The sequence below is a fragment of the Seonamhaeicola marinus genome, from assembly GCF_008085455.1.
The window spans coordinates 103,881-118,678 of the sequence record NZ_VSDQ01000729.1; the positions used below are offsets into that span (position 1 = coordinate 103,881).

General features: G+C 31.9%; 13 protein-coding genes. 4 read left to right on the forward strand and 9 right to left on the reverse strand.

Annotated features, from left to right (window positions below; translation table 11 throughout):
- Complete coding sequence (gene rsgA / locus FUA24_RS21445) at nucleotides 1-951, reverse strand: ribosome small subunit-dependent GTPase A (protein WP_148545130.1); 951 nt, start codon at nucleotides 949-951, stop codon at nucleotides 1-3.
- Between the two features lie 257 nt (nucleotides 952-1,208).
- Between rsgA and FUA24_RS21450 the strand changes: the two genes are divergently transcribed.
- Nucleotides 1,209-1,655 carry a hypothetical protein gene (locus tag FUA24_RS21450; RefSeq protein ID WP_148545131.1) on the forward strand — a complete coding sequence of 149 codons (447 nt, stop codon included), beginning with the start codon at nucleotides 1,209-1,211 and terminating at the stop codon, nucleotides 1,653-1,655.
- Between the two features lie 69 nt (nucleotides 1,656-1,724).
- Here the strand turns inward: FUA24_RS21450 and FUA24_RS21455 are convergent, their stop codons facing one another.
- The 4 genes from FUA24_RS21455 to FUA24_RS21470 all read right to left on the reverse strand — a co-directional run bounded on the left by FUA24_RS21455 (nucleotide 1,725) and on the right by FUA24_RS21470 (nucleotide 5,693).
- Nucleotides 1,725-2,807, reverse strand: a complete 1,083-nt coding sequence (locus FUA24_RS21455) for a bifunctional 3-deoxy-7-phosphoheptulonate synthase/chorismate mutase type II (RefSeq protein ID WP_148545132.1) — start codon at nucleotides 2,805-2,807, stop codon at nucleotides 1,725-1,727.
- Between the two features lie 63 nt (nucleotides 2,808-2,870).
- The gene (locus tag FUA24_RS21460) at nucleotides 2,871-3,722 is read right to left on the reverse strand and encodes a prephenate dehydrogenase (protein WP_148545133.1); all 852 of its coding nucleotides are present in this window, start codon (nucleotides 3,720-3,722) and stop codon (nucleotides 2,871-2,873) included.
- Between the two features lies 1 nt (nucleotide 3,723).
- Nucleotides 3,724-4,869: a pyridoxal phosphate-dependent aminotransferase gene (locus FUA24_RS21465; RefSeq protein ID WP_148545134.1), complete on the reverse strand. Its 1,146-nt coding sequence runs from the start codon at nucleotides 4,867-4,869 to the stop codon at nucleotides 3,724-3,726.
- The gene (locus FUA24_RS21470; RefSeq protein WP_148545135.1) at nucleotides 4,866-5,693 is read right to left on the reverse strand and encodes a prephenate dehydratase; all 828 of its coding nucleotides are present in this window, start codon (nucleotides 5,691-5,693) and stop codon (nucleotides 4,866-4,868) included. The genes FUA24_RS21465 and FUA24_RS21470 overlap by 4 nt, the downstream gene beginning before the upstream one ends.
- A 345-nt stretch (nucleotides 5,694-6,038) precedes the next feature.
- Between FUA24_RS21470 and gldA the strand changes: the two genes are divergently transcribed.
- The 3 genes from gldA (at nucleotide 6,039) to FUA24_RS21485 (ending at nucleotide 10,419) form a co-directional block, all read left to right on the forward strand.
- Nucleotides 6,039-6,932, forward strand: coding sequence for a gliding motility-associated ABC transporter ATP-binding subunit GldA (gene gldA, locus FUA24_RS21475; RefSeq protein ID WP_148545136.1), 894 nt, complete (start codon nucleotides 6,039-6,041; stop codon nucleotides 6,930-6,932).
- A 190-nt stretch (nucleotides 6,933-7,122) separates the two neighbouring features.
- Nucleotides 7,123-9,213: a phosphate acetyltransferase gene (gene pta / locus FUA24_RS21480; protein WP_148545137.1), complete on the forward strand. Its 2,091-nt coding sequence runs from the start codon at nucleotides 7,123-7,125 to the stop codon at nucleotides 9,211-9,213.
- A 3-nt stretch (nucleotides 9,214-9,216) separates the two neighbouring features.
- The gene (locus tag FUA24_RS21485; protein WP_148545138.1) at nucleotides 9,217-10,419 is read left to right on the forward strand and encodes an acetate/propionate family kinase; all 1,203 of its coding nucleotides are present in this window, start codon (nucleotides 9,217-9,219) and stop codon (nucleotides 10,417-10,419) included.
- On the opposite strand, the gene FUA24_RS21490 is transcribed toward FUA24_RS21485, so the two are convergent.
- Genes FUA24_RS21490 through FUA24_RS21505 form a run of 4 tightly spaced genes read right to left on the reverse strand, consistent with a single transcriptional unit; the run spans nucleotide 10,390 to nucleotide 14,788 of the window.
- Complete coding sequence (locus tag FUA24_RS21490; RefSeq protein WP_246147134.1) at nucleotides 10,390-11,157, reverse strand: head GIN domain-containing protein; 768 nt, start codon at nucleotides 11,155-11,157, stop codon at nucleotides 10,390-10,392. The two genes, FUA24_RS21485 and FUA24_RS21490, sit on opposite strands and share 30 nt — an antisense overlap.
- Complete coding sequence (locus FUA24_RS21495) at nucleotides 11,129-11,554, reverse strand: VOC family protein (RefSeq protein WP_148545139.1); 426 nt, start codon at nucleotides 11,552-11,554, stop codon at nucleotides 11,129-11,131. Before FUA24_RS21495 ends, FUA24_RS21490 begins: the two co-directional genes overlap by 29 nt.
- Before the next feature lie 15 nt (nucleotides 11,555-11,569).
- Nucleotides 11,570-12,670 carry an acyloxyacyl hydrolase gene (locus FUA24_RS21500; RefSeq protein ID WP_148545140.1) on the reverse strand — a complete coding sequence of 367 codons (1,101 nt, stop codon included), beginning with the start codon at nucleotides 12,668-12,670 and terminating at the stop codon, nucleotides 11,570-11,572.
- A gap of 51 nt (nucleotides 12,671-12,721) precedes the next feature.
- Complete coding sequence (locus FUA24_RS21505) at nucleotides 12,722-14,788, reverse strand: AAA family ATPase (protein ID WP_148545141.1); 2,067 nt, start codon at nucleotides 14,786-14,788, stop codon at nucleotides 12,722-12,724.
- Nucleotides 14,789-14,798: the final 10 nt, after the last annotated feature.

The window sequence follows — 14,798 nt, forward strand, 5'->3', positions numbered from 1 at the left end:
TTATTCTTTATCCCAGTTATCGGTTCTGTAATGTTCGTCTTCTCCTTCAAGAATCTGTAAATAACTGCGATATCTGGAAAAGGCGATTTCATCATTATCTAAGGCTGCTTTAACGGCACATTTAGGTTCTTGTACGTGCAAACAATTGTTGAATTTACAATCTTGCTTTAAAGCAAAAATTTCAGGAAAATAATCTCCAACTTCTTCTTTATCCATATCTACAACTCCAAACCCCTTAATACCAGGTGTATCAATGATTTTACCACCAAAATCAGTATCATACATCTCTGCAAATGTAGTGGTATGTTGCCCTTGCATATGTAGGTTAGAAATTTCTTTAGTTTTTAAATTTAGGTCTGGTTGGATATAATTCACCAATGTAGATTTGCCCACTCCAGAGTGCCCCGAAAACATACTAACTTTATCCTTCATTAAGGCTTTTACCTTTTCAACATTTTCACCAGTTTTAGCAGAAACGCCTATACATTCATAGCCTATCTTTCTGTAAACATGAGCTAGATATTTTGCTTCTAACATAGTTTCTTCATCATAGGCATCTATCTTATTAAAGATTAAAACAGTTTTTATTGAATAGGCTTCGGCGGTAACTAAAAACCTATCTATAAAACTGGTTAATGTAGGAGGGTTATTTATGGTGATTAATAAAAAAACTTGATCTAAATTAGAAGCTATAATGTGGGTTTGCTTAGATAGATTAACTGATTTACGGACTATATTGTTTTTTCTATCATGAATATTATGAATAATACCAGACTCTACATCGTTTACTTTCTCTAACTCAAAGTCTACCAAATCCCCCACGGCAATTGGGTTAGTACTTTTAATACCCTTAATTCTAAACTTACCTTTAATTCGGCATTGAAAGGTTTCACCTAGCTGTGTTTTAACGGTATACCAACTTCCTGTAGATTTATAAACGAGTCCTGTCATTCACTTAATTGTATTACAAAATAACAATTTTTAAATTGAATATCGCTTATCATTATTTGTGTTTTTTAAGCTATGTTCCACTATTTACAGGTGGTCTATTAATTCGGTTTATTTTTTTCAGTTGTTCATGCAACCCTGTAAAAAATTTATTGTCAATATTAAAACAAAATACATTTGAAGTCGTTAAATTGAAATAATCTTCCCGACAAGACCAATTTTAGTTTAGACTTTCAATCTTATAAACAAAAATGAATCATATGAAAAAATTAATTTTAGTTATTGCCATAGTGGTACTAGGCTTAACAGAAGTAAATGCACAAGTTGAATTTAAAGTTATTACAAGTGTTGAATCTATAGTTCCAAACGGATTGGGGCGCTCTAGAATAATATCTGCAACAGCAGATAGAGATTACGAAGCGTTTACTTCGGAACAAACAGAAGAAGATAATACTCGTAATAAATCTAAACGAAAAGAAATTCGTGTTAAAGATTTTGAGGAAACTAAACTTTTAAATTTTTACAATATTGGAGGTATTAGATTTCAAAACATAGCTTCTAATGATGCTTTGATCTCTTCGAAACTAACAACCATGGTTGCTGAAGGTTGGGAACTTGCTTTTGTTACTAGTGCTGTTGAAAGCGCAGGTCATAATGACCCTAATGGTATCTTTATTACAAGATATATTTTTAAAAGAAGTAAGTAAAACAGCTATTTTCTTAAACAACAAAAGCCTCATAAAAATGAGGCTTTTGTTGTTTATAGTAAACTATTATTAACCGTTAATAATTTTTTCTTGATGGTTAATTGATTCTTGGTGTACAGCTTTGAACATTTTTAAAATGAATTCTTCACTTAATCCATGCTCTTGTCCTTCAAGTACCATTCTTCCTAAAATTTCATTCCAACGTTTACTTTGTAAAACAGCTACGTTTCTTTCTTTTTTAAGTTTTCCAATACCATCAGAAGCTTGCATACGCTTACCTAACATATCAATAATTTGGTTATCGATAATATCAATCTTAGCTCTTAAGTTATCTAATTCACTGTTATACTCAGCTTCAGGATCTGCTTCCTTCTTAACTTTTAAATCTCTCATTATCTGAACTAAAGTAGAAGGTGTAACTTGTTGAGCTGCATCACTCCAAGCGTTGTCTGGATCGTAATGCGTTTCAACCATTAGTCCATCAAAGTTTAAGTCTAGTGCTGTTTGACAAACGTCAAAAACCATATCTCTCTTACCTGTAATATGAGAAGGGTCGTTAATTAATGGAATATCTGGAAATCTATTTTGGAACTCAATAGCCATTTGCCATTCAGGATTGTTTCTATACTTAGATTTTTCATAGGTAGAGAAACCTCTATGAATAGCACCAATATTTTTAACTCCAGACGCATAAATTCTTTCTATACCTCCTAACCATAAAGCTAAGTCTGGGTTTACAGGGTTTTTAATTAAAACTGGTTTGTCTGTACCATCTAAAGCATCTGCAATCTCTTGCATAATAAAAGGACTTACAGTAGAACGTGCTCCAATCCAAAGCATATCAATATCATGCTCTAAAGCTAGTTTTACATGAGTTGCATTTGCAACCTCTGTACAAACTTTCATTCCAGTTTCTTCTTTTACTTTTTGTAACCATTTTAAACCTAAAGCACCAACCCCTTCAAAATTACCAGGTCTTGTTCTAGGTTTCCAGATACCAGCTCTAAAATAGTTTACATCGGTATCTTTAAGCTCGTGCGCAATTTTAAGCACTTGCTCTTCTGTTTCAGCACTACAAGGTCCTGCGATTACTAGTGGATGATCTAATCCTAAATCATCTAACCAACTTCTTAACTCTTTCTTGTTTTCCATAATTTTAATAAAAACTAACCTAATTCTATTTTTTGAATGGGTTGCTTAGTTGTGTATTAGTGTTTAATTTATTCCGTTTAAAATATCTGTAATATGATTTGTGTCTTTCATTTCTTTAAAGATGGCATCAAAATCATCGTCTTCCATTAATTCTTTAAATTGCGTTAGATTTTTGATGTATCCTTCTAAAGTTTCAATAACATTTGCTTTGTTTTGTTTAAAAATAGGGGTCCACATTTCTGGTGAACTTTTGGCTAAACGTACAGTTGATGCAAAACCACTTCCTGCCATATCAAAAATATCGCGTTCATTCTTTTCTTTTTCAATAACCGTTTTTCCTAACATAAAAGAACTTATATGCGATAAATGAGACACATAAGCAATATGTTTATCATGTGCTTCGGGGTTCATATAGCGAATACGCATTCCTAAAGCTCTAAAAATGTCTAAAGCTTTCTCTTGAAGCTTAAAGGCCGTTTTTTCTACCTCACATATTATATTCGTTTTCCCCTTAAACAATCCGCTAATAGCAGCACTTGGACCAGAATACTCTGTTCCTGCAATAGGATGCGCTGCTAGGAAGTTTCTTCTTTTTGGATGATTTTCTACCACTTTGCAAATAGCCTCTTTTGTAGAACCTGCATCAATTACTAATCCGTTATCCGAAATTTTATCTAATATTGAGGGCAATAATTTAACCGTGGCATCTACAGGAATAGAAACTATAACTAAATCTGCATGTTCAATATCATCTAAAGTGGCCTTTTTATCAATTAAGCCAAGTGATAATGCCTGATCTAAAGTTGTTTCTTTTCGGCTTATACCATGAATAATAACCTCAGGATTGTTTGCTTTGATATCTTTAGCAAGACTCCCTCCTATTAAACCAACGCCTATTACATAAATATTCTTCATATTAACTAACTCGTGCTATGCATTCTTGAATATCTTCGGTAGAAGCGCATAAAGAAAATCTAATATACCCTTCTCCTTGGCTACCAAAAATTGTTCCTGGTGTTATAAAAACATTACTCTCTTTTAATACCTTATCTATAAATGCTTCTGACTTTAAGTGTTCTGGTAATTTTGCCCACACAAACATTCCGGTTGCATTCTCATCATAAGTACATCCTAAAGCTTCTGCTAATTTCCAAATTAAATCTCTACGTTCTTTATAGACGCTATTTAAAGTAACGTACCACATTTTAGAACATTTTAAAGCTTCTATAGCCCCTTTTTGAATGCCGTAAAACATCCCAGAATCCATATTACTTTTAACCTTCAAAATGTTCTTTATTTGAGCACTATCTCCCAATACCATACCCACGCGCCAACCAGCCATATTAAAAGTTTTGCTCAAAGAGTTTAGTTCTAAACAAACTTCTTTTGCTCCCTCAATACTCAAAATACTTGTGGGATTATCGTTAAGCACAAAACTATACGGGTTGTCGTTAACTATTAAAATATTGTTTCTTTTTGCAAAAGCAATTAAACTCTTAAAAGCTATAGTAGAAGGTTGTGCTCCTGTTGGCATATGCGGATAATTAACCCACATAAGCTTAACCTTACTTAAATCTAATTTTTGTAATGCATCTATATCTGGCAACCAATTATTCTTAGCGTCTAAATTGTAAAATACAGGTTTTGCTCCTACTAATTTCGTAACCGATTGATATGTTGGATACCCTGGATTAGGAATTAACACCTCATCACCCTCATTCAAATATGCCATTGAAATGTGCATAATACCTTCCTTACTTCCCATTAATGGTAATATCTCATTAACCGGACTTACATTAACACTAAAGTGTTCTTTATAAAATAAGGATATAGCCTCACGCAACTCAGGCAACCCCTGATAACTTTGATATTTATGCGCCGTAGCATCTCCTAAACTATTAGTTATTGCCTCAATTACCTTTTGAGGAGGTTGCAAATCTGGGCTACCTATACCTAAATTAATTACAGGTTTGCCACTGGCAATCATTTCACCAACTTCTCTTAACTTTCTAGAGAAGTAATATTCTTCAACTGTATGCAATCTCTTAGCTACTTCAATCATAACTTTGCATTTTTATATTCACCTAATACTTTAAATCCTTCTCCCATGATTTCAATTATCGATTTTGCTTTTTTGAAATCATTATAGTCTGCAAATGTAACATCTACAAAAAAGGCGTACTTCCAAGGTGTATCAATTATTGGTAAAGATTGTATCTTGGTTAAATTCAATTTACAATCACTCATTACATTTAAAATTGTTGCTAAACTTCCTCTTTTATGATTAGCTTCAAATTTTAAAGACGCTTTGTTAATATCTTCTTCTGCTACTTCAGAATTTGTACGCTTAACAATAGCAAAACGCGTTTCGTTATGTTTTATCGTTTGAATGCTATGCGCCAAAATATCCAACTCAAAAATGTCTGCTGCCAAAACACTTGCTATAGCGCCAACACCTTTTAACTGGTTCTTATTTATTCTATCGGCAACCTCGGCAGTATCTTTATCTTCAACCAACTTAATATGTGGGTGTTTTTTAAAGAACTCTTTACACTGTAATAAAGCCATTGGATGAGAATAAACCTCTTTAATATCTTCAATAGACTGCCCTGGCAAAGCCATTAAATTATGTTGAATATCCAGATAATGTTCCCCAACAACATGTAACCCATAATTATCTATAAGCGCATAATTGGGTATTATAGAACCAGCTATAGAATTTTCTAAAGCCATAATTGCTGCATCACATTCTTTTGTAGTTAAAGCTTCAACTACTCTATCAAATGTTAAACATTCAATTAGATCTATATTCTTATCAAAAAATTGCTCTGACACAATATGATGATAAGACCCTTTTACCCCTTGTATTGCTACTGTTTTTATCATAAAAAAAAGTCCCGATTTTCACCGAGACTTATATTTAAATTTTTATCTTAATTTATACACACAAAGCCTCGGTTCTTTTGCTAAAAAAGAAATAAAAAAAGCTAAAATATGTATAAAACGCTGTTGTTCTCATAATTACACGGCTAAAGTAAATAATATTTTAAAAAATCAAAATTGCACTAATACTTTTTTACAGTTTTAAAACAAGATTTATAGATTTTACAGTAAAAGAGACAATACATTATGTTTTCATTTATTTTTTATCTCTAAAAGACTAATATTTTCATTAAATACTAGCTTCATTCAAATAAAAAAATCATGTACTTTTGAGCAAACGTTTTAATTATGTCTATTTCAGTTGAAAGTATTTCTAAACTTTATGGCGAACAGAAAGCTTTAAATTCCATTTCTTTTAATGTAGATAAACCTGAAATTGTTGGATTTTTAGGGCCAAATGGTGCTGGTAAGTCTACTATGATGAAGATTTTAACAACTTACGTGCAACCAACTCAAGGAACGGCTAAAGTAAACGGACATGATTTAAACGAAAAACAACATATTCAAAAAAGTGTTGGCTATCTCCCTGAACACAATCCTTTATACCTAGAATTATATATTAAAGAGTACCTATCGTTTAACGCTAACATATATAAGGTATCTAAAGAACGTATAAATGAAGTTATTGAACTTACAGGTCTGACTCCCGAAGTTCATAAAAAAATCGGTCAATTATCTAAAGGTTACAGACAGCGTGTGGGGTTGGCCACGGCCCTTCTTCATGATCCAGATGTGCTTATTTTAGATGAACCTACTACAGGTTTAGATCCTAATCAATTAGTAGATATAAGAAACCTTATTAAAACTATTGGCAAGACAAAAACTGTATTTCTTTCTACTCATATTATGCAAGAAGTAGAAGCCATGTGCGATAGGGTTGTTATAATAAATAAAGGCGAAATAGTTGCAGACAAAAAACTATCAGAACTAAGGGATGAACAAGAACAAACTGTAATAGTTGAATTTGATTACCGAGTTGAAGATGCCTTTTTAAAGAAACTGCCCAAAGTAAAAGAAGTAACAAATACATACGACTTTGTTTACGAGATAACCTTCAATTCTTCTGAAGATATGCGCTCTCATGTCTTTGATTTTGCACAAGAAAATCAATTAAAAATTCTCCAACTAAATCAAAAAAATGCCAGTTTAGAAAGTTTATTTAGAGAACTTACGGGTAAATAGCTCCATATTTATGTTTTTAATCAAAATTGGTTAACCAATTTTAAGTTCTTTTTGAAAATCATGACAAATGTCATCTTCAAAAGAAGAATACCATATTAATTTTGTTCTAAATTATTTTTAAATTAAATGCTGAGAGGTACTTAAATAACTTTTGTTAATAGAGTATCTTTACACTACAATAAACAGGTATATGAGCAAAGGTATTTATGTCGCTACTATTGAACCAAATAGCGGCAAATCAGTTGTGGTTTTAGGACTAATGCGCATGCTATTAGGTAAAACCGCTAAAGTGGGCTACTTCAGACCCATAATTGAAGATGTTGAAGCGGGAGAAATGGATAATCACATTAACACAGTGATTTCTCATTTTGACATTGACCTCAACTATAAAAAAACACATGCATTTACCAGAAGTCAAGTTTTAGATTTATACAATCAGGGTAAATCTGGTTATGTAATAGACGAAATTATAAAAAAATATAAACGCCTTGAAGAGCTATTTGACCTAGTTTTAGTTGAAGGCACCGATTTCTCCCATGAAAACTCAAGTCTTGAATTAGATATTAATATGCTAATATCTAAGAACTTGGGCTTACCTGTTATTATTGTTATGAATGGTAATGGTAAAAAGAGAAAGGAAATTGTAGATAGTGTACAATTAGCACACGATACCTTTAAAGAAGAGGTAGATGTACTCTCTATAATGACCAATAAAGTTGAAGAAAATGATATAGCACCATTAAAAGAACAGCTAACCAAGCGTATAAATAATGGTACTGATATCACCGTTATACCTAAGATTGAAAGTTTAGCCAACCCAACTATTAAAGAAATTGTTAAGGCTCTTGATGCTAAAGTTCTTTTTGGAAAGGAGATGTTAAACAACCAAGTTAAAAACTCTGGGGTTGGTGCAATGCAATTAAGAAATTATATCACTAAACTTAAAGATGGTTCTTTAGTTATTACATCGGGTGACAGAGCAGATATTATTCTTGGTGCTTTACAGTCTCACATTTCAAAAAACTATCCGCAAATTTCTGGTATCGTTTTAACTGGTGGTTTAACCCCCGAGGATTCCATTCTACAACTTATTGAAGGGTTATCTAGTGTCGTTCCAATTATTAGTGTTAACGATGGCACTTTTAACTCGGTTAACGCCATTGGCAAGGTAAAATCCAGAATTTACGCTGAGAATACCGAAAAAATTAATACATCTATTTCAACATTCGAAAAACATGTTGATACTGATAAATTAGCAGAGCAGCTCGTTACATTTAAATCTGATATTTTCACACCAAGAATGTTTCAATATAACCTTTTACAGACTGCGCTTAAGGATAAGAAGCATATTGTACTGCCAGAGGGTTATGACGAACGTATATTACGCGCCACTGCAAGGTTAATAAATACGCAAGTTGTAAACATTACATTAATTGGTGAAAAGGAAAAAATTCAAGAACGCCTTGTTAGGTACGACATCCCTTTGGACATCACTAAAGTGAATATTGTTTTCCCAACAGAATCTGAACATTTTGAAGACTACGCCAATACCTTCTATGAATTAAGAAAGCATAAGGGTGTAAATCTAGATATGGCAAAAGACGCCATGTCTGATGTTTCTTATTTTGGAACCATGATGATCTATAAAGGGCATGCCGATGGTATGGTTTCTGGAGCGGTGCACACCACGCAACATACCTTAAGACCTGCGCTTCAATTTATAAAAACTAAACCAGGGTGCAATATTGTATCTTCTGTATTCTTTATGTGTTTAGAAGATAGAGTATCTATATTTGGAGATTGTGCCATTAATCCAAACCCTAACGCAGAACAATTGGCAGAAATAGCTATTTCATCGGCACAAACAGCAAAGAACTTTGGTGTTGAACCAAAAGTAGCTATGCTATCATATTCATCAGGAGCTTCTGGTAAAGGTGAAGATGTGGATAAAGTGAGGAAAGCTACTGAAATTGCCAAATCGCTTGCACCTGATTTAAAAATTGAAGGACCAATACAATATGATGCAGCTGTAGACATGCGTATTGGTAAGAGTAAATTACCAGATTCTGAAGTAGCAGGACAAGCAAGTGTATTAATATTTCCAGATCTAAATACTGGTAATAACACTTATAAAGCTGTTCAACGTGAAACTGGTGCTCTAGCCATAGGACCAATGTTACAGGGTTTAAACAAACCTGTAAACGATTTAAGTAGAGGCTGTACGGCAGACGATATTTACAGCACCGTAATAATAACCGCTATCCAAGCACAAGAACTATAACCTATGCAAGTATTAGTATTAAACTCAGGAAGTTCCTCATTAAAGTTTCAGTTATTTCTAATGCCTGAAGAGCAAATTATCTGTTCAGGTCAGATTGAACGTGTAGGTTTTGAAGATGCTATCTTTAAATTTAAAACTGAAACGAAATCGATTGAGAAAATCACCGCAATAGCAAACCATAAAGAAGGTTTAAAACTGGTGGCTAATCAACTGTTAGATAATGAAACTGGAGTAATTAAATCAACTAATGATATCGATATTGTCGGTCATAGGGTTGTACATGGTGGAAAACATTTTAGCAACACCACAATTATAACACAGGAGGTAAAGGATAAAATTAAAGAACTATCTTCCTTAGCACCTTTACACAATCCTCCTAACCTAGAAGGTATAGAAGTTGCTGAAACGATTTTTAGTAACGCCAGACAAGTAGCGGTTTTTGATACAGCATTTCATCAATCTATACCGGAGCATGCCTACAAATATGCTATTCCCAATGAATATTTAGACAAACATAATATAAGGTTGTATGGTTTCCATGGCACCAGTCATAAATATGTTTCTGAAAAAGCTAACGAGTTCTTAGGTCAGGAAAATTCGAAGATCATAACGATACATTTAGGTAATGGATGTAGCATGACCGCAGTTAAAGATGGAAAAAGTATAGATCATACTTTAGGATTTTCTCCCGTTACAGGTTTAATAATGGGAACACGTTCTGGGGATATAGACCCATCAATTCTCTTCCATTTAGCCAAAAACTTAGATTTTTCTATTGATGACCTTAATACGTTAATCAACAAAAAAAGTGGTATGCGAGGATTAACTGGTTTTAGTGATTTACGTGAAATTCAAAAGGAAGCAGAAAACGGAAACAAAAACTGCATTCTAGCTTTAGAAATGAATGCCTATAGAATTAAAAAATATATTGGAAGCTATGCAGCTATTATGAATGGTTTAGATGCTATAGTTTTTACTGCTGGTATTGGAGAGAACTCTTCTAAAATAAGAGAATTGGTTTGTACCAATTTAGATTACCTTGGCATTACACTAGATTTAGAAAAGAATACACTTCGTTCTGGGGAAATAAGAACTATTAATGCTAAAGATTCCAAAACAAAAGTATTGATTATTCCTACTAATGAAGAATTAGAAATAGCCAAGCAATCGGTTAACTTAATCAAAAATCACGCGACCCTTATATAAGGTCTCAACTTCTATAATTGGTGGTGTTGTTTTTAAAATAACATCACCAGTACTTACTACTTTCCCTTTAATTGATTGTTGAGGATTTATAATCATGTTATTACTACCACGATGAAAAATAGTTGCGTTTTGAACTATTAGATTTTCACCTTCAAACCTTCCATTTCCCGAAGCAAAATTGATATTAACATTAGTTGTTTCACCAGACACAAAACAAGAGGATAAATTATTGAAAGTAATCCCTAAAAAGTTATTATTAATCTGTAATTTAAAGTCCCCTACTGTAAAGGTATCGGGAGCTCCAAAACTCTCAGACAGCAATACTAAGTTGGGATAAGTTAAAACACCATTAGAACTTATATCATACTGTGTAGAGCTCCTAATTTCGGTAATATTTGGAGACGTGACGTATACTTTTGTTATCCCATAATCTCTAACAAAATTACAGGTATTGTTATCGGTTAAAATTAATTGACCATCAACAACCTCAACACTAACATCGTTTCTTAAATTTTGTCCGGTTTCAAGAATTACTTCTTGGGTACCCCCCTGTTTTATTACTAATTCAATATCTCTATTAACCAGTATCTTATTAAATGCTTCAAGAACTACTTCTTCTTTTATAATACTTCCTGTCTTTTGAAAACAGTCTCCTGCATTTTCACTATCACAAGCAAAAATGAATAAAAACAGGCATATGAAATAGTATCTATTCATCAATAGCGTTTCCTTTTTCATCTAGTGGTAAAAATGGGTTAAAAGCAATTTCCCAAAGGTTATCATCCATATCGGCCACATAGCTACTATAACCTCCCCAAAATACTTCTTCTGGTCTTTTAACAATAGTAACACCTTTAGCTTCTAATTCATTTATTACATCATCTACCTCTTGCTTTGTTCTTGTATTATATGCTAATGAAAACTTTTTAAAACCAGAACCTTCGGGATTAACAGTGGCATCTTCGGCCAATTTATCACTTGGATACAACGATAGTAAAATACCATTTAGTTGAAAAAATGAGATACTGTCATTACTAGAGGGCATCTTTTTCCAACCAAATTTTTCTTCGTAAAATTTAGTAGCTGTTTCCAAATCTTTAACCCCCAAACCAATAATTGTTAGTCTTTGTTCCATAGTATTAATATTAAGTTATAATCTAACGCCCACGCCAAACTCAACACCCTCTGCTGCTGCACCATGAGATTTCAATGTTAACGCTGCAAACCATGTATCACCAAAATAACGTTTTAAACCAACTCTTACATATGTTCTTCCTTCGAATTCAAAAGGGTAAACCACATAATAACCTAACTGCGTTAATAGACTAGTTCTATTTACAAATAGCTCGTGCCCTGCAAAAAGTCCAACACGCTTATAATCTTCATCTCCAGAAATATCACCTTCTGGAAACGCAGCTGCTCTATATTTTACATACTCTTTTAAAAACGTAGAAAAAAACACATCTGCACCTAATTGCAATGCACTTTTTCTATTGATTCTTTTATCTGCATATCCTGAAAACACAAACAACGGATAACTGCCACTGCCTATAATATCACTTTCGTTTAAACCTGTTCTAAATACGAGATTGTATTTAATCGGTTCAGAATAATCTTGATCGTCCTCTTTGCTAACTGTATATTGATATTCAGGTTCTATATCATCTAAATTATAGGTAACACCTAAATTAAAGGTGATGGAATTTGTTCCATTATTAGGTGCTTTAAAATTTGCATTAGAATAGTGCAGTAATGAAAACCCTGCTTGTAATCCAAACTTATCAAAAATGCGTTCCTTTTTATAATTGAGCATTATATAAGTACTACTCATAAACTTAGAACCAAAAGCCACATTCTTAAAATTTGTCTCCTTGTTAAATGGATTTGTTGTGTATGCCAACCCTTGTCCAACTCTAAATATCAAATGCCGCTTAAAGAAGTAAAAATTATAATGCGCATAAGCTGAAAAGTTTTTACCTAAAGTTTCATTTTTTAAATCCTGATAGGCAAAGGACACACCATAATCTGGATAGTTATAGCGCTGCTCCCAATCTTTGAAACCGTACGTCTTTTTATTCCAACTTAAAATAATGCCTTCTGGATGCCCTGATATTAAGTGAAGAATATCGTCATTATGTTTTGCTATATTTCCTTTAAAATAGTTAACATCAAAATAAGATGTGTATTGTTTTTCTTGAGAAAACGCAAAACAGCAATAAACACATAAAAAGCAGGTTACTAAATACCTCATTATTTGGGAAAACTATACTGTAAAAGTAAACTTTTTAAACAACTAACTATTTTAATTTTTTATAAAATTGTAAACACTTTCCGTTAGAGAAACCACTGTATTATTAGAAGCTAATTCCTCCCAATTCATTTCATTATTTATGACTTTATCTAAAACAAGTTTACTTAGTTCCGCTTTGTATATAAAAGTTCCCGCCTTTCCTTCATTATCAATTTTCCAAATCTTCTTTAACTCAGAAACATTTAACTCTTTTAAAAATTCACCTATGTAATTTGATTTATATTCTTCGGTTTGCACTTTATTTAAAGAAGCGATTATCTTATTCTGAACTTTTTCTCTGTCCTCAACTTTGTTTCTATTACAAAAGTTTAATAACACTTTTTCCCATACATTTTTACCCAACAAGTTTTCTATTTCTCTGTATGGTTTCGTTGTTGAATAATTAAAATTATCTAATTCATTTGCAATTGATGTCAAATTATTATGCCTTGCTTCTGTGCCACTATCATAATCCGAAAGTAAAAAAACTCGATTATTAAGGGCATAAGAATTAATTAAACCTTTAGCTATATCATACTCTGACTCATTTTTTTTAAAGTTGTAGTGCTGCAAATTAGAACCAGCATATTCAAAAAAAGCATAATCAATATCTTCTCTTGGTTCCTGTAAGTCATTATAACTACAATATGCTTTAAGAAATGCCTTGATGAAATTTCTATCTGATATACCCTCTACCCAAATACTACAATTTGCTAAAAAAACAGAAGAATTATTTACTCCTAAATTTCTTAACGTTTGATTATCTCCTGAATTAACATTTTTAATTAAAAATTTATCCTTATCTAAAGATGAAAATGAATAAATTGAAACATTATCTTTCTCCAAAGTCAAATCTAAAAAATGATTAGAATGAGTAACAATAACATACGTCAAGTTTTTTTTCGTTAATTCAGGATTCGATTTTATTTGTTCTAAAAACAGTCTTTGAAATCCAGGATGTAAATTTAACTCAGGCTCATCAATAAAAATTAAACTGTTCTCTTCAGCTAGAAATATTTTATACATCAATATTATTAATGCCTGAACACCATCACCTAAATTATGAAGTTTTCTACTTTTCCCTCCAATAAACACTTGAATAATATCATCTTCATCGATACCTTTCTCATTATTATGAATATTAAACTTAGCAACGACGTCTATATCTTCTCTATTGAAAAAATTAGTTGACAAAAACTTTTCGAAAGCATGAAATTTCACCCTTTCTTCTTTTATACTATTTCTAACATTAACTATCTCATCATATAGACTTAATCCAGTAAAAATTTCAACTTCTGCTCCTAAATTTTTATAGTTTTTTCTTATAGTGTCTTGAAAAATATTTTTTCTTATTTTAAGTAAGTTATCTGTGGACTCAATTCCTTTTATTCCTTCTCTTTGCTTCATAAACAAAGAATGCGCAGACCTTAAGGTTGGTATATAAATCTTACCTCCTATAAACTCTTTATATTTGTTTGAAATCGATTTAAGTTTCTCTAATAAACCTCTAATTTCTTCAAAGGGTTCTATACTGTTAATAAATGAATAACTATTATTATGAATTCCATTAACATAAAGAGTATTCAGAAACTTTGATCTTTCAATTGAATTTGATTTGTAATAATTAAAAAGGAGAGATAATTTTTCTGAAACTAAAATATTTAATTCTATTTGTTCATTTAACTCTTTGATATATAAATCAATTTCTATCTTGGTAAATTCAATCTCAGAACTTGATTTAACACTTAATTTGTCTAATTTCATAGATGAGAAATAATCCTGAATTAGTAAATTAATAGTATTTTGAGAAACTTTTACTTTTAAGTCTAATTCTTCAACCAAATTATTAAATTCACAAAGCCCATTAACTAAAGATTCGGACTTATGAACTCCAGTTAAATTTGAGATGTTCATTAAACTTCTTAGAAAGCGACTCTTTCCACTATTGTTAGCTCCAATAATTACATTTATTTCATTAAAATTTGGTAGGAATCTTATAGGTTCTTCAAGGCTATTAAATAAATAGTAATCTGAAAACTTATTGTTTTCTCTTGTTTTAAGCTCAATATCCAATATCATCAATATATAC

Excerpts from the sequence above, each read along its gene's own strand:
- FUA24_RS21450 (WP_148545131.1), top strand. The coding sequence starts at position 1,209 with ATGAAAAAATTAATTTTAGTTATTGCCATAGTGGTACTAGGCTTAACA.
- FUA24_RS21495 (WP_148545139.1), bottom strand. The coding sequence starts at position 11,554 with ATGGAACAAAGACTAACAATTATTGGTTTGGGGGTTAAAGATTTGGAA.
- rsgA (WP_148545130.1), bottom strand. The coding sequence starts at position 951 with ATGACAGGACTCGTTTATAAATCTACAGGAAGTTGGTATACCGTTAAA.
- FUA24_RS21500 (WP_148545140.1), bottom strand. The coding sequence starts at position 12,670 with ATGAGGTATTTAGTAACCTGCTTTTTATGTGTTTATTGCTGTTTTGCG.
- FUA24_RS21485 (WP_148545138.1), top strand. The coding sequence starts at position 9,217 with ATGCAAGTATTAGTATTAAACTCAGGAAGTTCCTCATTAAAGTTTCAG.
- FUA24_RS21490 (WP_246147134.1), bottom strand. The coding sequence starts at position 11,157 with ATGAAAAAGGAAACGCTATTGATGAATAGATACTATTTCATATGCCTG.
- FUA24_RS21465 (WP_148545134.1), bottom strand. The coding sequence starts at position 4,869 with ATGATTGAAGTAGCTAAGAGATTGCATACAGTTGAAGAATATTACTTC.
- FUA24_RS21460 (WP_148545133.1), bottom strand. The coding sequence starts at position 3,722 with ATGAAGAATATTTATGTAATAGGCGTTGGTTTAATAGGAGGGAGTCTT.
- FUA24_RS21505 (WP_148545141.1), bottom strand. The coding sequence starts at position 14,788 with ATGATATTGGATATTGAGCTTAAAACAAGAGAAAACAATAAGTTTTCA.
- FUA24_RS21470 (WP_148545135.1), bottom strand. The coding sequence starts at position 5,693 with ATGATAAAAACAGTAGCAATACAAGGGGTAAAAGGGTCTTATCATCAT.
- gldA (WP_148545136.1), top strand. The coding sequence starts at position 6,039 with ATGTCTATTTCAGTTGAAAGTATTTCTAAACTTTATGGCGAACAGAAA.
- pta (WP_148545137.1), top strand. The coding sequence starts at position 7,123 with ATGAGCAAAGGTATTTATGTCGCTACTATTGAACCAAATAGCGGCAAA.
- FUA24_RS21455 (WP_148545132.1), bottom strand. The coding sequence starts at position 2,807 with ATGGAAAACAAGAAAGAGTTAAGAAGTTGGTTAGATGATTTAGGATTA.